This is a genomic window from Plantactinospora sp. DSM 117369 (assembly GCF_053764795.1).
In genome coordinates, this window is sequence record NZ_CM132446.1 from 9,636,613 (window position 1) to 9,660,167 (window position 23,555).

The following is a 23,555-nucleotide window of genomic DNA, read 5'->3' on the forward strand; positions in this document are numbered from 1 at the left end:
GGTCGCGGGCCGCCCCGCGGGTCCGGGGGTGGCATGGTGACGCTGCCGTCGAACATCGAGCTGATCGCCGTGCTCTCCGGGATCGCCTGCGCGACCGGGCTGGTGCTGGTGGTCGCCGCGCTGGTCGGTACGAAGCGGCCGGCGGGACCGCGCCGCGACTCGGTGCTGCGCCGGCTCTGGCTCGGCAACGGGACGAGTGCCCGGGAACGGCGGGCGCACCAGACGCTGCTGGTCGGGGCGATCCTGGCCGGGGCGGTGGGATTCCTGCTCACCGGGCTACCGGTGGTCGGCCTGCTGGTCGCCGTCGCGGTGCCGGGTGTGCCGTGGCTGCTCGGCACCGGGCGGGCCGAACGGCGGGCGATCAACCGGATCGAGGCGATCGGCGAGTGGACCCGCCGGCTGAAGGACGTCTCCGGCACCGGCCAGGGCCTCCAGCAGGCGATCATCGGTACGGTCGCGACCGCGCCGGACCAGATCGACGAGGAGGTACGCCTGCTCGCCGCCAGGCTGGCGGCCGGCTGGCAGGGTCGGGCCGCACTGCTGGCGTTCGCCGAGGAGATCGGTGACCCGGTCTGCGACCAGGTCGTGGCCGCGCTGATCCTGCACCTGACCGACCGGGGCGAGCGGCTCGGTGACGTGCTCGGGGCGATCGCCTCGGCGGCGGCGGCCGAGGTGGTGACCCGGCGCGAGGTGGAGGCGAAGCGGGCGCAACCCCGGTTCGCGGTGCGCTTCCTGACCGGGATGACCCTGCTGGTCCTGGCGTACGGGCTGGTGAACCCGGACTACATGGAGCCGTACGGTACGCCGGACGGGCAGTTGGTGATGGTGCTGCTCGGTGCCGCCTTCGTCGCCCTGTTGGCCTGGGTACGGGCGATGAGCCTGCCGCCCCGGCCGGCCCGGTTCCTCGCCCCGCCGGACCAGGAGGAGGCGCTCCGGTGAGCGCGAGGAGTGAGCCGGGTTTGCGAGCCCCGCAGTCGCGAACGACAGCCAGCACAGCGAGCGCGAGGAGTGAGCCGGGTTTGCGAGCCCCGCAGTCGCGAACGACAGCCAGCACAGCGAGCGCGAGGAGTGAGCCGGGTTTGCGAGCCCCGCAGTCGCGAGCGGACCGGAGGACGGTGTGATCCTCAACTGGCACCTGACGTTCGGGGTACTCGGCGGTGCTGCGGTCGGGTTGGGACTGTTCCTGCTGGTCCGGGAGGCGTTGCCGGCGACTCCGGCGCTCGGTCCGGCGCTGCGCCGGCTACACCAGCCGGCCGGGTTGAGCCGGCCGGGCCGGGCTTCCCGCCACGACCTCGACTGGCTCGTCGGGGCGGCCCGCTGGCTGCGTCCACCGCATCGGCAGCTCGCGCTGATCGGGCAGTCGGCCGAGCAGTACACGCTGTCGCTGCTGCTCTCCGGGCTGATCGGGCTGGCGACTCCGGCGGTGTCGACCGCGATCCTCTTCCTCGCCGGGATCCGGCTGCCGTTCGTGGTACCGACCGTCGGCGCGCTCGGCTTCGCGCTGCTCTGTGTGCTGATGGCGCACCGCAGCGTACTGGTGAAGGCGGAACGGGCCCGGCGCGAGTTCCGGCAGGCCGTCTGCGCCTATCTCGACCTGGTCGCCCTGCAACTGTCGGCCGCGCACGGTCCGGTGCAGGCGCTGGAGCGGGCGGCCGAGGTCTGCGACGGCTGGGTGTTCGAGCGGATCCGGGAGGCGCTGCGACTGGCCCAGCTCCAGATGCACTCGCCCTGGGACGAGCTGCGGGAACTGGCCGAGAAGATCGGCATCCCGGAACTCGGTGACGTGGGGGCGATCATGCAGTCCTCCGGCACCGAGGGCGCACAGGTGCACGACTCGCTGCGGGGCCGGGCCGACTCGCTGCGCGACCAGATCCGGACCGACAACCTGGCCCGCGCCGAGGCGGTGACCAGCCGGCTGGACGTGCCGGGCGCGCTGCTGGTCTTCGTACTCGTCGGCTTCGTCCTCTATCCGTTCGTGGCCCGGATCTGACCCCGACCCACCGTTGCACTGAAGGGAGACCGCAATGTCGATCATCAATTACCTGCACATTGCGTTCGTCGTGCGGATCGCCGAGCTGCGCCGTACCGGTGAGGGGGATCGGGGCGACAGCCCGGTCCCGACCGCAGTGATCATCTTTGGTCTGGTGGCCGCGGCCCTGGCCGTGACCGTCGCCGTGTCGCGCAGCGTCACGGACTGGATGGACGCCATTCCGGAGCCGGGCGGCGGCGCGGACACCGGCGGCGACCCCGCTGGACTGCCGCAGGACTGATCCGTGCCACGACCGCGCGGCAGCATCCGGTACCGGCTCCCGGCGACGACGGCCGGGGCCCGGTGGCGCCGGATCGTGCGCGTGGACCGGATGGCCGGCGCGGAGCGGGACCGGGGTGCCAACCCGGTCGAGCTGGCCGTGCTGATGCCGGCCATCCTGATCCTGTTGCTCGCCTCGATCCAGGCCGCCTCCTGGTTCATCGCCCGGGCCACCGCGCTGAACGCCGCCCAGTCGGCGGTGAGCGCGCAGCGCGCCTACCAGGCCGAGCCGGGGGTGGGGCAGCAGCGCGCCGAAGACTTTCTGGAGCGGGCCGGTGACTGGCTGATCGGCTGGGAGGTCACGGTGACCGTCCCCGAGCCGGACGACACGCAGGTGAGCGCCACCGTCACCGGGGAGCCGCTCCGGGTGATGCCGCTGATCTCGCTGCCGCCGATCAGCGAGACCGCCTTCGGCACGGTGGAGCGGTTCACCGACGAGGAGGCGCCGTGATCGGCGCGGGCATGCTGCGCGGAGTGCGCGGCCGGGACCGGGGTTCGGTGTCGGTGGAGACCGCGATCCTCACCCCGGCCTTTCTCGCCCTGGTGGCGCTGGCCGGGGTCGCCGGCCGGACCGCCGTCGCGCACGAGGCGATCGATGCCGCCGCGCACGACGCCGCCCGGGCCGCCTCGATCTCGCGTACCGCGGGCGACGGGCGGGACGCGGCGCGGGCGGCGGTACGGAGCCGGCTCGACGCGGAGGGGCTCGCCTGCTCGGACGAGCCCGAGGTGGACTTCGCCGGTACGGTCAACGGCCAGCGGGCCGGCTTCGACGAGGTGTACGTCACCGGCCTCGGCACCGACGCCTCGGTGGTAGTCACGGTCACCTGCGACGTCTCCGTCCGGGACCTGCGGATGCCGCTGCTGCCGGGAGTGCGGACGTACAGCACCGTCGAGGCGACCTTCGCGTCCCCACTGGACCGCTACCGTGGCCGGAGCGCCCAATGAGCGCCCGGGGCCGCTCCGCAGGTAACCGGGTCGGGCCGGGTCACCCGGTCGGGCCGGATGCGGGGCGGGTCAGCCTGTTTCTCGCGGTCGCGCTGATCGGGGTACTCGCGATCATCGGGCTGGCGTACGACGGCGCCGGCCAGCTCCGCACGATGCAGCGCGCCGACAACCTGGCGGCCGAGGCGGCCCGGGCCGGCGGCCAGGCGATCGACCTGGGGCAGCTACTCCTCGACGGCACCACCCTGCTGGACCAGACTGCGGCGAGGACCGCCGTCGGCAACTACCTCGCGAGCGTGGACGGCGTCGACCGCTGGGACGTGGACTTCGCGGTCGCCGGGGACAACTCCACGCTGACGGTCACCCTCGAACTCGACTACGACACGGTCTTCCTCGACCTGTTCGGTTTCGCCGACAACATCACGGTGCCCGGTACGGCCACCGCGACACTCCTCACCACGACGAACCGCTGAATAGGGGGCATCGTCATGCCTGCATCCCGGGCGGCGCGCCGCGCCGGCCAGTTCTGCACCGGGCTCGGGGCGTTGATCGTCCTGATCGGACTGCTGGTCGGGGCGCCCCTGGCGCTGCTGGCCCTGGCCGGCAACCCGCTACCGGACCACCTACCGGGGTTGGACGAGATCGGCACCGCGCTGACCAGCCGGGACGACGGTCAGCTCTTCCTCCGGGCGCTGGCGGTCGTCGGTTGGGCCGGCTGGGCCACCTTCGCCCTCTCGGTCCTCGTCGAGATCCCGGCCCGGATCCTGCGCCGGCCGGCGATCCGGCTGCCCGGACTCGGCCGCCAGCAACGCTGGGCCGCCACCCTGGTCGGCTCGGTGGCGCTGGTCCTGGCGGTCAGCCCGGCCGCCACCGCCGCCAGTACGGTCCTCGGGACGACGGCGGCGGCAGCGGCCCAGCCGGGAATGGCGGCCCGGCCGGGGACGGCGGTGCAGCCCGCTGCCGCAGGGCAGTTGGGCATCACAGGGCAGCCGGTCGGTGTGCCGCAGGTGGTGAACGGGGGGCAGCCGGTCAGCGGCGAGGGACCGGCCTCGGGGCCGGCGCCGCACTGGCTGGCGGAGCCGGCGTCGGGACCCGCGCCGCAGTGGCTGGCCGGCGAGCCGGAAGAGCGGGCCGAGCAGCCCGAGCCGGTCTACCGGGTGGAGAAGGGTGACTACCTGGGCCACATCGCCGGCCGCTACCTCGGCGACTTCGACCGCTATCCGGAACTGGCCCGACTCAACGAGATCCGTGATCCGGACCGGATCCGGCCGGGCCAACTGCTGCACCTGCCCCCGAGCGCCGAGGACCGGGGCGCACGCCAGCACGCCACCGGGCTGGTCGCGACCCCGCCGCCGCCCGGCGGCTGGCCGGAGACCGTACCCGTGGATCCGGCGCCAAAGGCCGGGCAACCCGACGCGCCGCAACCACCGGCCGGTCCGCAGCCGCCCGCCGACCCGCCGCCCGCCCAGCGGTCCGGTGGTGACGGCGACGGCACCAGCTACGCGGTCACCGCCTCCCGGGCCGGTGCGGCGGAGGAGCTGAACCGTCCGCTCGCGGTCTCGGCGGTGATCGCCGTGGCCAGCATCGTCGGCGCGCAGGTGGGTGCGGTCTTCGGGCTCCGGAACCGCTCGGGCCGCCGCCCCATCTTCGGCAACGGCCGGCACCGGCCACGCGACTGAGCGAGCCAAGACAGGACGGTCTGAGCGGACAGCGGAGCTCCGGTGTCGAGGATGTCGGAGGACACACCTCGCTACCGGAGCTCCGCAGCGCCTAACCGGCCGGCTCAGCTCTAGTTCTGCAATACGGTGGCATCGAGGTGGACCCGCACCCGACCGATCCGGGTGAAGTAGCTCGCCACGCCATCCGAGGCGCCGCTGTGGCCGCCCCGGGCAGTGTTCCCGAAGAACCACGGGCCGCCGCTGTCACCGCCCGTCGAGACATCGTCATCGGTGACATCCAGACCGCAGTATCGATGGCCGCTCAACGTCCGGCAGGTGTCGGTGTCGGCGACGTGGGAACAGCGGTACCCGCTGTTCCGGCCCCAATGACACACGGCCGAGTTGATCGGTGCGTTCCCGACCGCCGTCACCGTCCGGTCTCCGCCAGACTGCCGGCTGGTCGCCCGGAACTGCTTGTTCGTCGAGTGGCCGTTCTCGGTCAGGGTCCGGTGGAACTGGAAATCGATCGCGTCGTTCGGGGTCTGGCCCGGGTTGGTGCTGATGACCCCCGTGGCGTTGCCGTACCGGAGCGCGTTGTTGCAGTGCCGCGCCGTCAGCACACCCCGGTTGCCGTAGCGGACCACGGTGAACCCTGCGGTGCAGTGGGAGTCGCCGTTGGCCAGGTTGAGGTCCCGCCCGCCTTCGACGGTGCGCTCGACGACCCCGACCTGGTCGCCATCGAGTTCGAGCACGACGTCGATGGGGAGCTGTCCCCCGACGGTGCCTGCGGTCAGCGCCTCGTGGAAGACCGAGTCGAGCGCGCTCGTCCGGGTGGTCCCCCCGACCGGCGCGTACTGGAGACGCAGTACGCGTCGCTCGTGGTCGTAGCGGGTCCCCGCCGACCGGATGACGTCGGTGCGGGCCGCCAGGGACGTGGTGAGCACGTAGGCCAGGTCGGCCAGTTCCTTTGAACTGGCCGGCGCACCGTACTGCACCTCGGTGTTCACCGGTAGACGCTCCAGCTCGGCGATAACGTCGGCGCTCGGCTTCGCGGTGAACTGGATCCAGTGACCGGCCGCCCCGCCCGGGCTAGCCAGACCGGCCCGTACGAACGTGTCCGGCCTGGTCTCCTCCAGCTCGGTGATGTAGGCACTGAACTCGTGGATGCCCTGGTGCGCCGCGACGACGGCGGAGAGGTCCTGTCCGCTCTCCTTGGCGTACGTGGTCAGGTCCTGCATCGTCGCGTCGTCCAGAGCCAGGGCGGACCGGCCCGTCCCGGTCACTCGGAACGTGCCCGCCGACGTCGGCACGGCCCGCACCGGCACGCTCGCGTTCACAAAAGTTGCCGCATTGTTCTTGGTGTCGTTGCCACTGGCGGGGGCTCCGGCGACCACTGTCAGGCCAGCGGTGACCCCCAGCGAGGTCAGCAGGGCCAGGACTCGTCGCATCTACTGCGTCCTCTCGGACAAACTGGTGATATCAAGCGCCGTTGGCTGAAGTACGCTGATCATCGCGTTTCGCGGGTTCGCTGTGACCCAACGAATCCGCAAGGTTTCCTCGGTCCCAGGCCGTCGGCCACGCGGGGAGGACTATGAGCAGGCGGAACGGGCTCTGGCGGGTCGCGGATCTGCCGACGACCAGGGCCGGCGTCGAGCGGGCGTTCTCGTACTTCGTCGCGGGAGTCCGGCTGGGCACGCTCGCGCAGATGGTCCCGGCGGTACACATCGGAGTCGCGACGTCACCGCATGGCGTCGGCTACCTCGCGTGCTGGCTCGCCGCGGCCTGTGCGGCCATCGCGGTGAGCGTGGTGACGCTGGTACGCCGTCGCCCGCTGGGCGCGGCGGGTTCGGCAGCGGACTTCGCGCTGGCCTGCCTGTTGCTCGTGCTGGGGCCGCTGGTGCTGGCGCCGGGGGAACGCTTGGGTACTTGGGTCGCGTTCCAGCCGGCCTACGCGCTGTCGATCATCATCACGGCTGGCGGGGTCCGCGGCCGCACCCACTGGGTGGGCGGCCTCCTCGGCGTTATCGCCTGCTACGTGGTGTATCTCCGCGGCGAAGTCGGGGCAGACATGGTCCCGACCGCCATCGGCAACGTCCTCACCTACGTGGTGTACGCGCTGGTCGCCCGCATGTTCTTCGGATACACGCGCCGCATCGCGCACGACGCTGACGCCTCGCGTGCTCGCGCGGCAGAGCTGGCACGGCGCGAGGAGAAACGACGCGCCCAGGTGATGATGCACAACGGGGTCGCCCTCATGCGGCTGCTCACGGAGCCGGGGACCGACGAGTCGCGCTCCCGGCTCATCGACCAGGCCGAGGCGGAACTGCGGCGGATGCGCTCCTACCTGCGTGGCCGGGCGCCGGACGGAGACGTGCCCGCCGGAGGGGCCAATTCCGACGCCCCCGTGGTGCTCGCCGCAATGATCGAGCGGGTGTGCGACCGGTTCGCCGACCTGAACGTCGATGCCTTGCTCGACCTCGGCGCCGACCTGAAACTCCCCGCCGCGCAAGCCGAGACGCTTGAGCGCGCGCTCGAGAGTCTGTTGCTCAACGTACGCGTGCACGCCCGGGCAGAGGCAGTCGTGGTCCACCTCGACCGGGGCACGGATGGGAGCTGGACGCTGACCGTGCGCGACGACGGCGTCGGCTTCGACCCGGCGTCGGTGACCGCCGGAGTCGGGCTGCGCGAGGTCGTCGTGGGCGAACTGCGGCGGCGCGGGCTCGACGTCGAGATCGAGTCCGCCGTGGGTGAGGGGACGACAGTGACGATCTCGTCCGGCCCTGGGCCGGCGGTCGTCGGTCCGGACCGGGACGCCGTCACGGACGCGGCATGAGGCCCCCGGTGGCGGTCGTCGACGACGCGTCGCTGATACGCGAGTCGTTCGGCCTGCTCATGCCTGGTCTCGACGTCGTCGCTGCGGTCGCGACCGTGGAGGAGTTGGTGCGCCTCCGCCCCGAGGTAGAGGTGGTCGTGCTCGACCTGCACCTGGCGAACCTCGAACAGCAGCCCGACGTCCGGCAGGGCATCGCCGCGATCCGCGCGCTGACGCACTGCGGCTACCGGGTCTGCGTCTACAGCCAGGAGGAGCGCCGCTTCGTCCTTGCGGCGTCCATCGCGGCGGGTGCGAGCGGGCTGGTCTCCAAGGCGCTGCCGACCCGCCGGGCCGAACAACTCCTCCTCGACGTCGCCGCCGGTGGCACCGTCATACCTCAGTCGGTCGTCGGGATACTCGAGGTTCTGGTCCGGCGGGACAGCATCACCCTGCTCAGCGAGCGCCAGCGCCAGATCCTGCACGGCCGGGCCCGCGGACTGACCTACGCCCAGATCGCCAAGCAACTGTTCGTGAGCGAATCCACGCTCCGTGGCTACTGGCTCGACCTGACCCGGTCGCTCTCCGATTCCCTGCGCAACCTCACACCGGGCGAGATCGAACGAGCCCTCGGACTCGCGCCGGGAGATCTCCTGGAATTCTGGTCCGGGGAAGGGACTGACGTAAAGGGCTGGTGGCGCGGCGGCATGGGCAAGTGAGCTGATCTGACGGACCCGAAGTGGCAGATCGTGGCGACCGAGTGTTGGCGATCCTCAGGGAAGGCGGGTCTGTAGGACGCCGCCGACCACCCGGGTGGGCAGGACCTGCTGGTCGCTGCTGGCCGGGCCGTGCACCACCTCGCCGCCGTCCAGCTCGAAGGTGCTGCCGTGCCAGGGGCACTTCACGCAGGTACGCCCGTTCTCCCGGACGACCTGGCCGGCGCCGAGTGGGCCGCTCTGATGGGCGCACCGCTCCAGCATCACCGTGACGTCGTCGCCGTCCCGGTAGACGACGACCGCGATGTCGTCGATCCGGCGGGTCAGCAGCTTGTTCTGTGGCAGGGCGGACATGTCCGCCAGCGCGTGCCAGCCGTCCTCGATCCGGCGCAGGTCCGGAACCCCCTGGTTGACACTCGCCGCCTGCTTGTAGGCGAGGTGCCCGCCGAGGAACCCGCCGCTGCTCACGGCGGCCATGCCGAGGTAGCCGAGGGTACGGCCGAGGCCGTGCCGCCCGGTCAGTCGGGCGGCCAGCGAGCCGGCGTACAGCGCGATGGCCATGCCGTTGGCGAGCGCGTGCACCAGTCCGACCCGCTGCTGCTCCCGGGAGAGCGACCCCCAGTCGTTCCACCCGGAGATCGCGGTCGGCACCGCGGCGACCGTACCGATCGCCACCAGGGTGGTGGCGGCCCGCCGCTGGTGGGGCATCAGGTCGAGCACCGCCGTACTCAGCCAGGCGCCGATCGGCACCTGGACCAGTGCCGGGTGCAGCGGATGCCCGATCGGCACCCCGTGCAGGAAGTCGCGCAGCCGCTGCGGCCGGATCGCCGCGGCGACGATCCGCTGCATGCGTTCCGCCGTCCGGTCCAGGCCGGTCGCCTGCTCAAGTCTCAGGATCGCTCGCACCGACCCGGACTACCCGCCGCGTGGCCGGACAAACCTCGCGTCCTCGCGGATCAGCCGGATACCCCCGGACGGGTTACCGGGAAGCACTCGGGGTAGACCGGCCGACATGCGGATCGCCATCACCGGAGCCACCGGCAACGTCGGTACGGCGTTGCTGCGTCGGCTGGCCGGCGAGCCGGACGTCGAGGTGATCGGCATCGCCCGGCGCTGCCCGCCGCCGGACGCCGGGCCACCCTACGACGGGGTACGGTGGCACGCCGCCGACCTCGGGGACCCGGCCTGCCTGCACCCGCTCGCCGAACGGCTGGCCGGGATGGACGCCGTGGTGCACCTGGCCTGGCAGATCCAGCCCAGTCACCAGCGGGCGCGGCTGCGCCAGACCAACATCAACGGCAGCCGGCACGTCGTCAACGCGATGCTGGCGGCCGACGTGCCGAAGCTGGTGTACGCCTCCTCGATCGGGGCGTACGCGCCGGGGCCGAAGGACCGGCGGGTCGACGAGAACTGGCCGGTCACCGGCATCGGGCGGTCCGGTTACAGCGTCGACAAGGCGGCCGTGGAGGCGATGCTCGTCGACGCCGAGCGGGACTATCCGGTGCTCCGGGTCACCCGGCTGCGTACCGCGCTGGTCCTCCAGCACGACGCCGGAGCCGAGATCACCCGGTACTTCCTCGGCCGGTTCGCCCCGATCTCGCTGCTCCGCTCGGGCCGGCTGCCGGTGGTGCCCCGGCACCGGCGGCTCCGGGTCCAGGTGGTGCACGCCGACGACGCCGCCGAGGCGTACCTGCGGGCGTTGCGCAGCGACCGGACCGGCGCGTTCAACATCGCCGCCGAACCGGTCGTCGACGGGCCGCTGGTGGCGGCGGAACTGGGCGGCTGGGCGGCGCCGCTGCCGCTGGGACTGCTTCGGTTGCTCAGCCAGGTCGCCTGGCGGACCCGGCTGGTGCCGGTGGACGAGGGCTGGCTGGAGATGGGTGCGGCGGTGCCGCTGCTGGACTGCTCCCGGGCGGAGCGGGAGTTGGGCTGGCGACCCCGGCGGGACGCCCGGGACGCGCTGCGCGACCTGCTCGCCGGGATCGCCGCCGGCTCGGGGACGGCCAGCCCGCCGCTGCGGCCGATCGAGCGGATCGCCGGCCGTCAGGCGGCCTGACCCGCCGCGCGGGGATAGGCCTGTCGGGGGCACGGAGCCATGGCCCTTTCGGGTACGGAGCCGGGAAGGGACGGGCCTCGGGCACCTGCCGGTGGCACAGTGGGGCGCCATGGACCGGACTCGGGTGCAGGACTGGATCGCCGGCTACGAGCGGGCCTGGCGTACGCCGGGAACCGAACCCCTCTCCGCGCTCTTCACCCCGGACGCGAGCTACCTGCCGGGGCCGTACCGGGAGCCGGTGCTCGGCCTGCGGGACATCGGCGAGATGTGGGAGGCCGAGCGGGAGGGCCCGGACGAGGAGTTCGAGATGACCAGCGAGATCGTGGCGGTGGACGGCGACGTCGGGGTGGCCCGGATCGAGGTCCGGTACGGCAACGGCGATGAGTTCCGGGACCTCTGGATCATGACCTTCGCCGGGGACGGCCGGTGCGCGGCGTTCGAGGAGTGGCCCTTCTCGCCACCCTCCTGACCGACCGGTACGCACCCCCCGAGGCTCCGGTACCGTCGGCCGCGACGGCACCAGCGGCGGGAGCGGTACGGCATGACGGTCCGGGACGGCGACTACGACCACGGTGGCGAGATCCTCGCGGTCGGCCAGCCGGTGACGATCCATCTGGTCAAGGCGCCCCGCCCGGACCTGCGCTATCCCGCGTCGGTGCTCTCCGACGACGGCATCCACCTGGCGGTCCGGGCGCCCTGGGCCGGCGACGTGGTCCGGGACATGGGCTTCGTCCGGTTCGAGCCGGGTGACCTCTGGACCGAGCACTACTGGCGGGACCGGTGGTACTCGGTCAAGGAGGTCTACGACGCCGCCGGCAGGCTCAAGGGCTGGTACTGCGACGTGGCCCGGCCGGCGACCGTGCGGGACGGCGTGGTCGTGGTACCTGATCTCGACCTCGACCTGTGGGCGTCCGCCGACCTGAGCCGGGTGCTCCGGCTCGACGAGGACGAGTTCCTCGCCAGCGGCCTGCCCGAGCGGGATCCGGCCACGGCGGCCCGGGCCCGGCAGGCCCTCGACGAGCTGGCCGAACTGGCCGCCGACGGCTTCGACATGCTCACCGGGTGATAACGCACTGCCGACCCGCCGCCTCGTCGGCGCGACGCGGCGGCGGATCACTGGGCGGCACCCCGCGCACCGGCCGGTAATCCGCTCGCCTCCGAGGCGGCCCGGGCCGGAGGATGATCGGCATGTCCGGGACGTACACCTGCACCGTGGGCCCGGCGGGGCCGGAGCCGGCGCCGGCCGGCGCGGGCCGGCTCGCCGCCCTGGTCGGGCCGGACGCGGTGCCGCCGCCGCTGCTGATGCTGCTCGGCATGGTCTCCACCCAGGTCGGCGCGGCGATCGCCACCCAGCTGTTCCGGACCACCAGCCCCGGCGGTACGACCGCGCTGCGGCTCGGCTTCGGCGCCCTGGTGCTGCTCGCGGTGGCCCGGCCGACACTGCGGCTCGGGTGGCGCACCGCCGGGCTGGTGGCGGCGTTCGGGGTGGCGATGGCCGGGATGAACCTCGCCTTCTACACCGCCCTGCAACGGGTGCCGCTCGGCATCGCGGTCACCATCGCGTTCACCGGCCCGCTGCTGGTCTCGGTCGCGGCCAGCCGCCGGCTCCGGGACTTCGGCTGGGTCGGCCTGGCCGGGCTCGGGGTGGCGCTGCTCGCCGGCCTGCTCGACCTCGGAGCCCTGGCCGGCTCCGGCTCCGGCTCCGGCGGTACGGGCCGGCTCGACGCGACGGCGCTGCTCTGCTGCGGGCTCGTCGCGCTGGGCTGGGCCGGTTACGTCGTGCTCGGCAAGGCGGTCAGTACCCGGCTGGGCGGGAGTCGGGGGCTCGCCCTGGGGATGGCGGTCGGGGCGGTCTGCGTACTGCCCTTCGGGGTGGCCGGCAGCGGGGCGGCGCTGTTCGACCCGTGGACCATGACGCTCGGGCTCGGGGTCGCGCTGCTCTCCTCGGTGCTGCCGTACTCGGCCGAGATGGCGGCGCTGCGCCGGATGCCGGCCCGGGTCTTCGCGGTACTGCTCAGCCTGGAGCCGGCGGTGGCGGCGCTGGTCGGGCTCACCCTGCTGCACGAGACGCTGGGCTGGCCGCATCTGCTCGGCATCGGCTGTGTCGTCGCCGCCTCGCTGGGCGCGATCACCGGCCGGCCCGACCGGTCCGGCTGACGCGGAGCCGGTGACGAGATCGGGGGATGCGCACCGGGGTCCGGTGCGGGCATCCTTGTCCGGTGGGCGTACGAGTCGAGGAGAACGGTCCGGTGCGGACGGTCGTACTGTCCCGGCCGGAGACCAGGAACGCGGTGGACGGCCCGACCGCGCGGGAGTTGGCCGCCGCGTTCCGGGGCTTCGACGCCGACACGCGGGCCTCGGTGGCGGTGCTCTGGGGCGAGGGCGGCACGTTCTGCTCCGGCGCCGATCTGAAGGCGATCACCACGCCCAGCGGCAACCGGGTCGAGCCGGAGGGCGACGGCCCGATGGGCCCCACCCGGATGCGGCTCGGCAAGCCGGTGATCGCCGCCGTCTCGGGGTACGCCGTCGCGGGCGGGCTGGAGCTGGCGCTCTGGTGCGACCTGCGGGTCGCCGAGTCCGACGCGGTCTTCGGGGTGTTCAGCCGCCGCTGGGGCGTACCGCTGATCGACGGCGGGACGGTGCGGCTCGCCCGGCTGATCGGGCAGAGCCGGGCGATGGACCTGGTCCTCACCGGCCGCCCGGTGCCGGCCCCGGAGGCGTACGAGATGGGGCTGGTCAACCGGCTCGTCGAGCCGGGCGGGGCACGGGCCGCCGCCGAGGCGCTGGCCGCCGAGATCGCCGGTTTCCCGCAGACCTGCCTGCGCAACGACCGGCTCTCGACGCTGGCCGCCGCCGGCCGGCCGGAGGACGAGGCGATGCGCACCGAGCTGGCGTACGGGATGAACTCGCTCGCCACCGACGCCACCGAAGGGGTGGCCCGGTTCACCTCCGGCGAGGGCCGGCACGGGTCGTACAGCCCGGCGTGAGGCCCGGCCTGCGGGGGGGCAGGCCGGCGGGCGGGTCAGGCCGGTAGCGGCGGCAGCGGGAGCGGCAGCGCGGGCAGGCCGTCGAGGCTGCTGCCGACGTGATCCTTCCGCTCGCAGTACGCGGCGAACTCCTCGTCGGTCTTCCGGCCGAAGTAGTCGGCGTGCAGCGTCCGCTCCTCGCGGTAGTCCATGAACGGGACGGAGTAGCCGCAACTGTCGCTGATCCGCCGCGCGCTGACCAGCACGACCGCCCGCAGACCCGGTGCACCGGCCTGCTCCGGGAAGTGCCGGACCAGCTCTGCCCACCGGGGGTCGTCCCGGAACACCGCCTCGCCCTGGCCGTGCACCCGGACGATGTTCGGCGGACCGTCAAAAGCGCACCACATGAGCGTTATCCGCCCGTTCTCCCGCAGGTGCGCGACGGTCTCCGCCCCGCTGCCGCCGAAGTCGAGATATGCCACGGTCTGCTCGTCGAGCACCGCCAGCGACCCGGCGAGCCCCTTGGGCGAGAGGTTGACGTGCCCGTCGGCGGCGAGCGGCGCGGTCGCCACGAAGAAGACCTTCTGTGCCTCGATGAAGCTGCGGAGCCTGCCGTCGATCCGGTCGTACTTCTTTCCCATCCGGCCATCCTCCCTGGTCAGCTCCGGCCCACCGTAGTAGCGCCGGGCAACTCCCAGCGGCCGGGAAGGGGCCGGCGGGCTACCGCGGCGGTGAGCCCACCGGCGGCGGGGTCGGCGTCCCCGCCGCCGGCGTGCACCACCGCGACACCGGTGAGGTCGGCGTACTCACCGGTGCCAGCGCCACCGCGCGGACGGTGGCCACGACCGGCCCGCGCACCGTCAACTCGGGTCGGCGGTACGCAGCCAGACGGCGGTGTCGGAGGGCAGCAGATCACCGTCCACCGGCCGGCTGGCCAGCAGGCGGCTCTGATGCGGCGGAAGCTCCACGGGAGCCTCGGAGAGGTTCACCACGCAGGCGAACCCGGGATCGCGGGCGAAGGCCAGTACCCCGTCCGGCGCCGGCAGCCAGCGCAGCGTGCCGTCGCCGAGGGCCGGCAGGCTCCGGCGGATCCGGATCGCCTCGCGGTACAGCTCCAGCATCGAGTGCGGGTCGTCGGTCTGCGCCTGCACGGTCTGGTCCTTCCAGGCGGCCGGTTGCGGCAGCCAGGGCGGGGCCGAGGCGTCGTCCGGGCTGAACCCGAACGGCGCCGTGTCACCCGACCACGGCAGCGGCACCCGGCAGCCGTCCCGGCCGGGGTCGACGAATCCGGAGCGCGGATACATCGGGTCCTGCCGCAGCGCCGGTGGGATGTCCTCGACCTCCCAGAGCCCCAGCTCCTCGCCCTGGTAGACGTACGCGGCGCCGGGCAGCGAGAGCGAGAGCAGCGCGGCGGCCCGGGCCCGCACCGTACCCAGTTCCAGGTCGGTGTACGTCCCCTCGCGCTTGCTGGCGAAGCTGAACGTGGTGTCGGCCCGGCCGTACCGGGTGACCACCCGGGTCACGTCGTGGTTGGAGAGCACCCAGGTGGCCGGGGCACCGATCGGGGCGTGCTCGGCGAGCGTGCCGTCGATGCTCTCCCGCAGCTTGGCCGCGTCCCAGGCGCAGGTGAGGAAGTCGAAGTTGAACGCGGTGTGCAGCTCGTCCGGGCGCAGGTAGTTGGTGAACCGCTGCCGGTCGGGCAGCCACACCTCGCCGATCAGGGCCCGCGGCTCCGGGTAGCTGTCGGCGATCCGCCGCCAGCTCCGGTAGATGTCGTGCACCCCGTCCAGGTCGTGGAACGGATGCGGCGTCCCCTCCACCACCTCGGGCAGGGTGGCGTCCTTGAGCAGCAGCGCCGCCGAGTCGATCCGGATGCCGTCCACACCCCGGTCGAACCAGAACCGCAGGATCTCCTCGAACTCGGCGCGTACCTTCGGGTGGTCCCAGTTGAAGTCGGGCTGCTCGGCGGCGAACAGGTGCAGGTACCAGTCGCCCGGGGTGCCGTCCGGGTTGGTGGTCCGGGTCCAGGTCTGGCCGCCGAACTCGCCGACCCAGTCGGTCGGCGGCTGGTCGCCGTCCGGGCCGCGGCCGGGGCGGAACCAGAACAGCTCCCGCTCCGGTGCACCCGGGCCGCCGGCCAGCGCTGCCTGGAACCACGGATGCCGATCCGAGCAGTGGTTCGGCACCAGGTCGGCGATGATCCGCAGGCCCTGGCCGTGCGCCTCGGCGATCAGCTCCTCCACCTCGGTGAGCGTGCCGAAGACCGGCTCGACCGCCCGGAAGTCGGAGACGTCGTAGCCGGCGTCGGCCATCGGCGACGGATACCAGGGACCGAACCAGATGGCGTCGACGCCCAGCCCGGACAGGTAGCCCAGCCGCTTCCGGATGCCGGCGATGTCGCCGATGCCGTCGCCGTTGTCGTCGGCGAAGCTGCGCGGGTAGACCTGGTAGATCACCGCGTCTCGCCACCACCGGCGGCGGCGCTCTGATGTGGACACGAGTACCTGCTCTCTGGATCGGTCCGGTGAGCTCTCCACCGGTACCTGCACGCTGGGTCCGGGCGGTCGTAGTGTGATGGGACCTCTGATGTGCCGCGTTTCGTGCCGATGACGATACAAACTCGATTGCGACACCGCAATAATGCGACAGAATTCTGAAAGATGACGACTTAGATCGTCCGGCTTCCGGCGGGCGGCAGAGCTGTGCCGAGCAGGGCGCCGGGGCGCGGAGGAGCCCCCGCGCGGGGTCGTGAAAGTGCCCGGTCAGCCGAGCCGGGTCGATCGAGGCGGGTCAGCCGCAGACGTGTGGGGCCGGGGCTGCGGTGGCGCGGCCGGGCGGGCGGGCCACCGGCCCGACGACGTGCGGGGCACCGGGCCGCGCGACGTGCTCGGCGCGGGTAACCGGTCCGTCAGTGCCCGGGTGCCGGCGCGGTCGAGCCGCGTACCACCAGTTCGGGCTCGAAGAGCAGCTCGTCGGTGAGCACCCCGACACCCTCGATCTGGTTCACCAGCAGGTCCACCGCGGCCTGGCCCATCATCTCGATCGGCTGCCGGACGGTGGTCAGCGGCGGGTCGGTACAGGTCATCAACGCCGAGTCGTCGAAGCCGACCACCGAGATGTCGGCCGGCACCGACCGCCCCAGCCGGCGGGCGGCCCGGATGGTGCCGAGCGCCATCACGTCACTGGCGCAGATGATCCCGGTCACGCCGCGCTCGATCAACTTGCTCGCCGCGACCCGGGCCCCCTCCATGGAGAAGCTGGACCGCTCGACGCACTCCTCGTCGTCGGCCCAACCGGCGACGTTCGCCATCGCGGCGAGCTTCCGGCGCGACGGCACATGGTCGGCCGGGCCCAGCACCAGGCCGATCCGCTCGTGGCCGAGTGACCGCAGGTGCCCGTACGCCTGCTCGACCGCCACCGCGTCGTCGGTCGACACGCACGGGAAGCCCAGCTCGTCGACGCCGGCGTTGACCAGTACGACCGGCAGGCCCCGGTCGGTGAGCCGCCGGTAGTGGTCGTGCGGGGCGTCGGCCAGCGCGTACGAGCCACCGGCGAAGATCACCCCGGAGACCTGGTGGTCCAGCAGCATCTCCACGTAGTCCATCTCGGAGATTCCGCCGATGGTGCGGGCGCAGAGCGCCGGGGTGAGCCCCCGCTGGGCGAGCGATCCGGTGACCACCTCGGCCAGGGCCGGGAAGATCGGGTTCTGCAACTCGGGCAGGACGAGCCCGACCAACCGGGCCCGCTCGCCGCGCAGCTTGCTGGGGCGCTCGTAACCGAGCACGTCCAGCGCGGTGAGTACGGCGACCCGGGTGCTCTCGGAGACGCCGCCCCGGCCGTTGAGCACCCGGCTCACCGTGGCCTCGCTGACCCCGGCCTTCCGGGCCACCTCGGTGAGTCTTCTGGTCACGGCCGCGATCGTACGACAGGCAGTTGCAAAAACCGAACCGAAGTTCGCCGGGCTACTGCAACAAACCCCGCACCGCCGTCTCGATCGCGCGATGGAAGGTCGGATAGGCGTAGATCATCCCGGCCAGCGTGCTCACCGGGACCTCGGCGTGCACCGCCACCGCCAGCGCGCTCAGCACCTCGCCCCCGACCGGGCCGGCCGAGGTCGCGCCGACCAGTACGCCCCGGTCGACGTCGGCGACCAGCTTGATGAAACCCTCGTCGCCCACCTGGTGGATCCAGCCCCGGCTGGACTCGGAGAGCGGGGTGAAGCTGGTCCGGACGTTCAGCCCCCGCTCCCGGGCCTGCCGCTCGGTCAGCCCGACCGCGCCCACCTCGGGATCGGTGAAGGTCACCCGGGGCAGCGCCCGGTAGTCCGCCCGCGGCCCGTCGCCGGCCGCCCCGTCGAGCACGCCGGCCCGGCGCAGGATGTCGTCGATCGCGATCCCGGCCTGGTACATCGCCACGTGGGTGAAGGCGCCGTGCCCGGTCAGGTCGCCGACCGCCCAGATCCCGTCGGCGGCCCGCATCCGGTCGTCCGTCTCCACGAACCGCCGCGTCGGGTCCAGCCCGACGGTCTCCAGGCCCAGCGTGTCGAGTACGGCCCGCCGGCCGGTGGCCACCAGCAGCCGTTCGCCCCGGAGTTGGTCGCCGTCGGTCAGGTGCACGGTGAAGCCGCTGCCGTCGTGCTCCACCCGCTCGGCCCGGGCCCCGGTGTGCACCGTCACCCCGTCCGCGCGCAGCGCCGCCGCGACCCGCTCCGACGACTCCGGCTCCTCCTGCGCGAGCACCCGCTCGCCGGCCTCCACCATGCCGACCCGTACGCCGAACCGGGCGAGCACCTGTGCCACCTCCGCGCCGATCGCCCCGCCGCCGAGGATCACCACCGACCCGGGCAGCTCGGCCAGCTCCATCGCCTCCCGGTTGGTCCAGTACGGCGTGCCGGCCAGCCCCGACACCGGCGGGATCACCGGGGTGGTGCCGGTACCCAGCACGACGCCGACCCGGGCCCGGAACGTCTCGTCGCCGACCCGCACCAGCCCGGGGCCGACCAGCCGGCCGGAGCCCCGGACGAATCGGCCACCCTTCGAGGTGAACCGCTCGACCCCGGCGTCGTCGGTCCAGCCGGCGGTGGCCTCCTCGCGGATCCGCTTGGCCACGATGCTCCAGTCCGGCTCGACCCGGGCCTGCCCGGCCAGGTGGTCGACCCGGCGCGCCTCGGCCAGCGCGTTCGCCGCCCGAATCATGATCTTGCTCGGCACGCATCCCCAGAACGGACACTCGCCGCCGACGAGGTTGCGCTCGATGCCGACGACCGAGAGGCCGGCGGCGGCGAGCCGGTTCGCCGTCTCCTCACCGCCCACGCCCAACCCGACCACCACCACGTCCACGACCGCCGTCACGTCCGTGGACACGATCTCGTCGGCCTCCACGTGCGCCCGCTCCTGTTCAGCCATACCGCCAGCTTTCCCGATCCGCCCCCCGGTCAGCCAGGTGCCGAGCGGCTGAAGCCATCTTCCACTGAAACACCCGAAGGCGCCTGATTTCCCCCCGGCCCTCATGCACTTGTCATCATCTGCCGTAATCAAGTCGTGTCTTTTCATCGCGCGATCGATATCTTGCTGAAATGAGTTCGCCTCGCTACAGTGACCCCACTCACACTCGACGCCACACAGCTCCAGGGCCGGTCACATGGCGGGTGCAGACCAGCAGCAGGGCACGGCCACGGTGACGATCCCGCGGATCAGCACAGGTCATGGAGACTCCCGTTCCCGAAGGGATGGACAGATGTCCGTACCGCAGTACCGGAAGGTCGCGGCGCTGGCGCTCGTGGCCGGCCTGGGACTCAGCCTCACGGCATGCTCCACGAAGAGCGACGACAACTCCGACGCCGGCGGCAAGGTCACCATCACGGTCGACTGCCAGCCGGTCGGCTCCCAGAAGGAGTTGTTGCAGAACTGGAACGCCGATGTCGCCGAGTTCCAGCGGCAGAACCCCGACATCGTCATCAAGAGCGTGAGCGTCGGCGAGCAGTGCAACAACCCGCCGGACTTCACCGCCCGGCTCGCCGGCGGCACCGTGACCGACGTCTTCTACGGGTACATGACCGACCTGGCGCAGGTGCTGGACTCCGGCCAGGCGATGGACATCACCGAGTACGCCAACAAGGAGACCGTGCCGACCTGGGACAGCGTCGACCCGGCGCTCAAGGAGGTCTTCACCGACGGCGGCAAGCTCTACGCCGTACCGGTGAAGAACTACTCGATGGGCCTGGTCTACAACAAGGTGCTGTTCCAGCGGGCCGGACTGGACGTGAACAACCCGCCCAAGACCTGGGCCGACGTCCGGGCCGCCGCCAAGAAGATCTCGGCGCTCGGCAACGGCATCGCCGGCTACTCGGAATACAGCGCCGGCAACACCGGAGGCTGGCACTTCACCGCCCTGCTCTACTCGCAGGGCGGCCAGATCCTGACCCCGGACGGCAAGAAGGCCGACTTCAACAACCCGATGGGCCGGCAGGTCCTGCAGAACCTCAAGGACATGCGGTACGGCGACAACAGCATGGGGGCCCGCCAACTGCTCCAGTGGGGCGACCTGCTGACCAACGCCGCCGCCGGCAAGGTCGGCATGTTCATCGGTGCGCCGGACTCCACCCAGGCGATCGTCAGCCAGTTCCAGGGCAAGTTCCAGGACTGGGCGATGGGCCCGATGCCCGGCCAGGACGGACCGGCAAAGGGGACGCTCGGCGGCGGCGAGGGCTACTTCTTCAAGAAGGGCCTCACCCCGGAGCAGGTCAAGGCCGGTCTCAAGTGGATCGCGTACCAGAAGCTAACGCCGGGCAAGGGCCAGTTCGACTACGTACGGGCCAAGCCGCAGAACTACCCGGTGGGCCTGCCGCAGCCGCTGCTCTTCGCGGGCGGCAGCGAGGCGCAGAAGCAGGAGCTCGAACTGCGCAAGGCGAACGCGAACCTCGACACCGCGAACTTCGCGCTCTTCGAGGCGAACCCGGTCCCGATCAAGGGGGAGCCGCGCAACGCACAGGCGATCTACGCGGTGCTCGACGCCGCGATGTCCGGGGTGCTGACGAACCCGAACGCGAACGTCGACGCGCTGCTCAAGACGGCCGAGGACAAGGTCAACCAGCTCCTGGCCGCCGAGAGCTGATCCCGCTGGGGTGGGGGCCGGCGCGACCGGCCCCCACCGGCGTCCCCGCCGCACCGTACGGTCACCGACTTTTCCAGGAGTTGCCTTGGCGACCACCACCGCCCCGGGTACCACCAGGCCGGGTCGCGCCACGCGGCCGTACCCGGAACGGCCACGGCGTAGCACCGGCCTCGGCCGGAAGGTCCGGGACAACCTCACCGGACACGCGTTCCTGATCGGCGCGGTGGCATGTTTCGTCGTCTTCTCCTGGTACCCGATGATCCGCGGCATCGTGATGAGCTTCCAGCGCACCCGGCGGGGCGAGACCACCTGGGTGGGCTGGGACAACTACCTGCGGATCCTCGACGACCCCAGCTTCTGGCCCGCCTGGAAGAACACCATCTACTTCACGGTCCTGGCACTCGTCCTCGGGTACGCGGTGCCGTTCTTCGTGGCGATCCTGCTCAACGAGTTCCGGCACGCCAAGGGATACCTGCGGATCCTGGTCTACCTGCCGGTGATGTTGCCGCCGGCCTCGGCGCTCTTCCTCTTCAAGTACTACGCCTACGACCCCAGCGAGGCCGGGCTCTTCAACGCGATCCTCAAGGGGCTGCACCTGCCGACGTCGGAGTGGATGCAGTCTCCGGAGATGACGATGCCGGCGATGGTGATCGCCTCGACCTGGATGAACATGGGCAGCGCGGTGCTGATCTATCTGGCGGCGTTGCAGAACATCCCCGGCGAGCTCTACGAGGCGGCCGAGCTGGACGGCGCCGGGATCTGGCGGCGGATTCTCAACGTGACCATCCCGCAGACCCGGCTGATCCTGCTGCTGCTGGCGATGCTCCAGATCGTCGCCACGATGCAGCTCTTCATCGAACCGCTGATCCTCGCCAACGGCGCGGGCGCGGAGGACTCGGCGACCTCGGTGGCGTACCTCATCTACCAGCACGGGTTCTTCCAGAACGACCTCAACGGCGCGGCGGCGCTCGGCGTGATCATGCTCGTGGTGCTGGCCGGCTTCTCCGCCGTCTACGCGCGGCTGACGGCGAAACAGGACTAGGACGGGCAACCAATGGCACAGGACTCCGGCACCCGGACCCTCATCTCCGCCGCCCAGCTCCGCCGGGGACGCGGCAAGGTCGTCTACTGGACGCTGCTCACCACCGTCGTGGTGGTGTTCACGCTGGTCTTCCTCGGTCCGCTCTACTGGATGGTCACCGGCGCGCTCAAGTCCGGTCAGGAGATCGCCCAAACCCCGCCGACGCTCTTCCCGCAGGATCCGCAGCCGCAGAACTACGCCGACGCGTGGAACAACCTCGACCTGGCGAAGCTGCTCTTCAACACGTTCTACTACGCGGCCGGGGCGCTGCTGTTCCAGCTCGTCCTGGACACCGCCGCGGCGTACTCGCTGTCGAAGCTGCGACCGGTCTTCGGCAACGCGATCCTCGGCCTGATGCTGGCGACGCTGATGATCCCGGCGATGGTCCTGATCGTCCCGCAGTACGTGACCGTGATCGACCTGCCGATCCTGCACATCAACCTGCTCGACTCGCCGTTCGCGATCTGGCTGCCCCTGGTCGCGAACGCGTTCAACATCTTCCTGCTGAAGCGGTTCTTCGACTCGATCCCGGAGGACCTGATGGCGGCGGCCGTGATGGACGGGGCGACGCCGCTGCGTACACTCTGGTCGATCATCCTGCCGATGTCGCGCCCCATCCTCGGGGTGGTCTCCATCTTCGCCGTGACGGCGGTCTGGAAGGACTTCCTCTGGCCGAAGCTGGTGATGCCGTCCCCGGAGACCCGTACGGTCAGCGTCGGCATCTACGCCTTCTCCGGCGGTACGCCGATGAACGTCGTGATCGCCGCCTCGGTGATCGCCGCGATCCCGACCGTGGTGATCTTCCTGATCTTCCAGCGGAACATCATGTCCGGCCTGACCACCGGCAGCATCAAGGGATAGCCAACGGCTCGGCCGCCCCGCGCCGCACCCCGGTCGGCGCCCCGGGCACAGCCACCGGGGTACCGGTCGGGGTCAGCAGGGCCCGGGCGACGACCGCCGCCCGGCGTCCGCGCGGCACGACGGCCCGGCCGGCGAAGACGTCGTACCCGGCGGCGACCACCTCGTCGAGGATGCCGCCGTAGAGCAGGTAGGCGGTACGGATACAGGACTGCGAGGCGGGTGCGAGCAGGGTCACCCCGGACGCCGCGGCGACGTAGTGCTCCCGGGCGCGGCTCACCTCGTACTCGATCAGTTGCCGGATCGGCGGCGTCGCCCGCCCCCGCCGAGCGGCGGCGACCAGGTCGGCCGGGGTGACGCCGAACCTCGCCAGGTCCTCGGCCGGCAGGTAGACCCGGCCCCGGGTCAGGTCCTCGGCGACGTCCCGGATGAAGTTGGTGAGCTGGAAGGCGAGGCCGAGCTGCCGGGCCGGCTCGCGGGCGGCGGCCGGATCGGTGCTGCCCAGGATCGGCAGCATCATCGTGCCGATCGCCGCGGCCGAGCCCGCCATGTAGTCGAGCAGGTCGGCGTAGCGGGGGTAGCTGGTCACGGTCAGGTCCATCGCCATGCTGCGCAGGAAGGCCGCGAAGTCCGCCCGGTCGAGGTCGAAGACCGCGATGGTGTGCAGCACGGCCGGCAGCAGCGGGTCGGTCACCGGCTCGCCCCGCAGCCCGGCGAGGAACCGCTCGGACCAGTCGGCGAGCCGGGCGGACCGGACCGGGGTCGGTAGTTCCTCGGTCCGGTCCACGATCTCGTCGGCGTACCGGGTGAAGCCGTAGAGCGCGTGCACGTGCCGCCGTTTCCAGGCGGGCAGCAGCCGGGTCGCGAGATAGTAGGTCCGGCCGTGCCGTCTGTGCAGCTCACGGCAGCGTTCGTAGGACCCGCCGAGACTGGTGTCCACCGACCCTCCAGGGGCTAATCGACGCATCAATCGACGCAACTCGTAGGCTTCAGGGTACGCTCGACCGGCTCTCGCGCGCGGTTCGCGGCCGGCCCAGGCGCCGGGTCG

General features: G+C 72.0%; 24 protein-coding genes. 17 read left to right on the top strand and 7 right to left on the bottom strand.

Annotated elements, in window-relative coordinates:
• Positions 1 to 33 precede the first annotated feature (33 nt).
• From ACSMXO_RS41420 to ACSMXO_RS41450, 7 genes are all read left to right on the top strand, one after another.
• Positions 34 to 939, top strand: coding sequence for a type II secretion system F family protein (locus tag ACSMXO_RS41420; RefSeq protein ID WP_455416102.1), 906 nt, complete (start codon positions 34 to 36; stop codon positions 937 to 939).
• A 181-nt stretch (positions 940 to 1,120) separates the two neighbouring features.
• Complete coding sequence (locus ACSMXO_RS41425) at positions 1,121 to 1,990, top strand: type II secretion system F family protein (protein ID WP_455419429.1); 870 nt, start codon at positions 1,121 to 1,123, stop codon at positions 1,988 to 1,990.
• A gap of 34 nt (positions 1,991 to 2,024) precedes the next feature.
• Positions 2,025 to 2,270: a hypothetical protein gene (locus tag ACSMXO_RS41430; RefSeq protein WP_346262613.1), complete on the top strand. Its 246-nt coding sequence runs from the start codon at positions 2,025 to 2,027 to the stop codon at positions 2,268 to 2,270.
• A gap of 90 nt (positions 2,271 to 2,360) precedes the next feature.
• A complete protein-coding gene (locus ACSMXO_RS41435; protein ID WP_455419430.1) occupies positions 2,361 to 2,759 on the top strand; it encodes a TadE family protein in 399 nt (132 codons plus the stop codon).
• A 14-nt stretch (positions 2,760 to 2,773) separates the two neighbouring features.
• A complete protein-coding gene (locus ACSMXO_RS41440; protein WP_455419431.1) occupies positions 2,774 to 3,253 on the top strand; it encodes a TadE/TadG family type IV pilus assembly protein in 480 nt (159 codons plus the stop codon).
• Positions 3,250 to 3,723, top strand: coding sequence for a pilus assembly protein TadG-related protein (locus ACSMXO_RS41445; protein WP_455416103.1), 474 nt, complete (start codon positions 3,250 to 3,252; stop codon positions 3,721 to 3,723). Before ACSMXO_RS41440 ends, ACSMXO_RS41445 begins: the two co-directional genes overlap by 4 nt.
• 15 nt (positions 3,724 to 3,738) lie before the next feature.
• Positions 3,739 to 4,929, top strand: coding sequence for a LysM peptidoglycan-binding domain-containing protein (locus ACSMXO_RS41450; RefSeq protein WP_455416104.1), 1,191 nt, complete (start codon positions 3,739 to 3,741; stop codon positions 4,927 to 4,929).
• A 110-nt stretch (positions 4,930 to 5,039) separates the two neighbouring features.
• On the opposite strand, the gene ACSMXO_RS41455 is transcribed toward ACSMXO_RS41450, so the two are convergent.
• Positions 5,040 to 6,356, bottom strand: a complete 1,317-nt coding sequence (locus tag ACSMXO_RS41455; RefSeq protein WP_455416105.1) for a S1 family peptidase — start codon at positions 6,354 to 6,356, stop codon at positions 5,040 to 5,042.
• Positions 6,357 to 6,499: 143 nt separating this feature from the next.
• On the opposite strand from ACSMXO_RS41455, the gene ACSMXO_RS41460 reads away from it, so the two are divergent.
• On the top strand, positions 6,500 to 7,741 hold the full coding sequence (locus tag ACSMXO_RS41460; RefSeq protein WP_455416106.1) for a sensor histidine kinase: 1,242 nt from the start codon (positions 6,500 to 6,502) through the stop codon (positions 7,739 to 7,741).
• Positions 7,738 to 8,436: a LuxR C-terminal-related transcriptional regulator gene (locus ACSMXO_RS41465; RefSeq protein ID WP_346262607.1), complete on the top strand. Its 699-nt coding sequence runs from the start codon at positions 7,738 to 7,740 to the stop codon at positions 8,434 to 8,436. The genes ACSMXO_RS41460 and ACSMXO_RS41465 overlap by 4 nt, the downstream gene beginning before the upstream one ends.
• A gap of 54 nt (positions 8,437 to 8,490) precedes the next feature.
• Here ACSMXO_RS41465 and ACSMXO_RS41470 read toward each other — a convergent pair whose 3' ends face one another.
• A complete protein-coding gene (locus tag ACSMXO_RS41470) occupies positions 8,491 to 9,339 on the bottom strand; it encodes a Rieske 2Fe-2S domain-containing protein (RefSeq protein WP_346262606.1) in 849 nt (282 codons plus the stop codon).
• Between the two features lie 106 nt (positions 9,340 to 9,445).
• Here ACSMXO_RS41470 and ACSMXO_RS41475 point away from each other — a divergent pair, with 106 nt between their 5' ends.
• The 5 genes from ACSMXO_RS41475 (at position 9,446) to ACSMXO_RS41495 (ending at position 13,476) form a co-directional block, all read left to right on the top strand.
• Positions 9,446 to 10,489, top strand: coding sequence for an NAD-dependent epimerase/dehydratase family protein (locus ACSMXO_RS41475; protein ID WP_346262605.1), 1,044 nt, complete (start codon positions 9,446 to 9,448; stop codon positions 10,487 to 10,489).
• Between the two features lie 109 nt (positions 10,490 to 10,598).
• Positions 10,599 to 10,958, top strand: a complete 360-nt coding sequence (locus ACSMXO_RS41480; RefSeq protein WP_455416107.1) for a nuclear transport factor 2 family protein — start codon at positions 10,599 to 10,601, stop codon at positions 10,956 to 10,958.
• A 72-nt stretch (positions 10,959 to 11,030) separates the two neighbouring features.
• Entirely contained in the window at positions 11,031 to 11,555 is a 525-nt protein-coding gene (locus tag ACSMXO_RS41485) for a DUF402 domain-containing protein (protein ID WP_455416108.1), read from the top strand.
• Between the two features lie 122 nt (positions 11,556 to 11,677).
• Entirely contained in the window at positions 11,678 to 12,646 is a 969-nt protein-coding gene (locus tag ACSMXO_RS41490; RefSeq protein WP_455416109.1) for an EamA family transporter, read from the top strand.
• Between the two features lie 62 nt (positions 12,647 to 12,708).
• Positions 12,709 to 13,476: a crotonase/enoyl-CoA hydratase family protein gene (locus ACSMXO_RS41495; RefSeq protein ID WP_455416110.1), complete on the top strand. Its 768-nt coding sequence runs from the start codon at positions 12,709 to 12,711 to the stop codon at positions 13,474 to 13,476.
• Positions 13,477 to 13,511: 35 nt separating this feature from the next.
• On the opposite strand, the gene ACSMXO_RS41500 is transcribed toward ACSMXO_RS41495, so the two are convergent.
• From ACSMXO_RS41500 to ACSMXO_RS41515, 4 genes are all read right to left on the bottom strand, one after another.
• Positions 13,512 to 14,096: a pyridoxamine 5'-phosphate oxidase family protein gene (locus ACSMXO_RS41500; RefSeq protein WP_455416111.1), complete on the bottom strand. Its 585-nt coding sequence runs from the start codon at positions 14,094 to 14,096 to the stop codon at positions 13,512 to 13,514.
• 219 nt (positions 14,097 to 14,315) lie between these two features.
• A complete protein-coding gene (locus tag ACSMXO_RS41505; RefSeq protein ID WP_346262599.1) occupies positions 14,316 to 15,953 on the bottom strand; it encodes a glycoside hydrolase family 13 protein in 1,638 nt (545 codons plus the stop codon).
• Between the two features lie 410 nt (positions 15,954 to 16,363).
• Positions 16,364 to 17,365 carry a LacI family DNA-binding transcriptional regulator gene (locus ACSMXO_RS41510; protein WP_107262679.1) on the bottom strand — a complete coding sequence of 334 codons (1,002 nt, stop codon included), beginning with the start codon at positions 17,363 to 17,365 and terminating at the stop codon, positions 16,364 to 16,366.
• Positions 17,366 to 17,417: 52 nt separating this feature from the next.
• Positions 17,418 to 18,860: a dihydrolipoyl dehydrogenase family protein gene (locus tag ACSMXO_RS41515; RefSeq protein ID WP_455416112.1), complete on the bottom strand. Its 1,443-nt coding sequence runs from the start codon at positions 18,858 to 18,860 to the stop codon at positions 17,418 to 17,420.
• Positions 18,861 to 19,191: 331 nt separating this feature from the next.
• Between ACSMXO_RS41515 and ACSMXO_RS41520 the strand changes: the two genes are divergently transcribed.
• From ACSMXO_RS41520 to ACSMXO_RS41530, 3 genes are all read left to right on the top strand, one after another.
• A complete protein-coding gene (locus ACSMXO_RS41520) occupies positions 19,192 to 20,568 on the top strand; it encodes an ABC transporter substrate-binding protein (RefSeq protein WP_455416113.1) in 1,377 nt (458 codons plus the stop codon).
• A gap of 85 nt (positions 20,569 to 20,653) precedes the next feature.
• Entirely contained in the window at positions 20,654 to 21,610 is a 957-nt protein-coding gene (locus ACSMXO_RS41525) for a carbohydrate ABC transporter permease (RefSeq protein WP_346262596.1), read from the top strand.
• A gap of 12 nt (positions 21,611 to 21,622) precedes the next feature.
• Positions 21,623 to 22,510, top strand: coding sequence for a carbohydrate ABC transporter permease (locus ACSMXO_RS41530; protein WP_455416114.1), 888 nt, complete (start codon positions 21,623 to 21,625; stop codon positions 22,508 to 22,510).
• Here the strand turns inward: ACSMXO_RS41530 and ACSMXO_RS41535 are convergent.
• On the bottom strand, positions 22,500 to 23,447 hold the full coding sequence (locus tag ACSMXO_RS41535) for a phytoene/squalene synthase family protein (RefSeq protein ID WP_455416115.1): 948 nt from the start codon (positions 23,445 to 23,447) through the stop codon (positions 22,500 to 22,502). The two genes, ACSMXO_RS41530 and ACSMXO_RS41535, sit on opposite strands and share 11 nt — an antisense overlap.
• Positions 23,448 to 23,555: the final 108 nt, after the last annotated feature.

Coding starts and splice junctions, on each gene's coding strand:
- ACSMXO_RS41420 (WP_455416102.1), top strand. CDS start 34: ATGGTGACGCTGCCGTCGAACATCGAGCTGATCGCCGTGCTCTCCGGG.
- ACSMXO_RS41430 (WP_346262613.1), top strand. CDS start 2,025: ATGTCGATCATCAATTACCTGCACATTGCGTTCGTCGTGCGGATCGCC.
- ACSMXO_RS41435 (WP_455419430.1), top strand. CDS start 2,361: ATGGCCGGCGCGGAGCGGGACCGGGGTGCCAACCCGGTCGAGCTGGCC.
- ACSMXO_RS41445 (WP_455416103.1), top strand. CDS start 3,250: ATGAGCGCCCGGGGCCGCTCCGCAGGTAACCGGGTCGGGCCGGGTCAC.
- ACSMXO_RS41450 (WP_455416104.1), top strand. CDS start 3,739: ATGCCTGCATCCCGGGCGGCGCGCCGCGCCGGCCAGTTCTGCACCGGG.
- ACSMXO_RS41455 (WP_455416105.1), bottom strand. CDS start 6,356: ATGCGACGAGTCCTGGCCCTGCTGACCTCGCTGGGGGTCACCGCTGGC.
- ACSMXO_RS41460 (WP_455416106.1), top strand. CDS start 6,500: ATGAGCAGGCGGAACGGGCTCTGGCGGGTCGCGGATCTGCCGACGACC.
- ACSMXO_RS41465 (WP_346262607.1), top strand. CDS start 7,738: ATGAGGCCCCCGGTGGCGGTCGTCGACGACGCGTCGCTGATACGCGAG.
- ACSMXO_RS41475 (WP_346262605.1), top strand. CDS start 9,446: ATGCGGATCGCCATCACCGGAGCCACCGGCAACGTCGGTACGGCGTTG.
- ACSMXO_RS41480 (WP_455416107.1), top strand. CDS start 10,599: ATGGACCGGACTCGGGTGCAGGACTGGATCGCCGGCTACGAGCGGGCC.
- ACSMXO_RS41485 (WP_455416108.1), top strand. CDS start 11,031: ATGACGGTCCGGGACGGCGACTACGACCACGGTGGCGAGATCCTCGCG.
- ACSMXO_RS41490 (WP_455416109.1), top strand. CDS start 11,678: ATGTCCGGGACGTACACCTGCACCGTGGGCCCGGCGGGGCCGGAGCCG.
- ACSMXO_RS41500 (WP_455416111.1), bottom strand. CDS start 14,096: ATGGGAAAGAAGTACGACCGGATCGACGGCAGGCTCCGCAGCTTCATC.
- ACSMXO_RS41515 (WP_455416112.1), bottom strand. CDS start 18,860: ATGGCTGAACAGGAGCGGGCGCACGTGGAGGCCGACGAGATCGTGTCC.
- ACSMXO_RS41520 (WP_455416113.1), top strand. CDS start 19,192: ATGTCCGTACCGCAGTACCGGAAGGTCGCGGCGCTGGCGCTCGTGGCC.
- ACSMXO_RS41530 (WP_455416114.1), top strand. CDS start 21,623: ATGGCACAGGACTCCGGCACCCGGACCCTCATCTCCGCCGCCCAGCTC.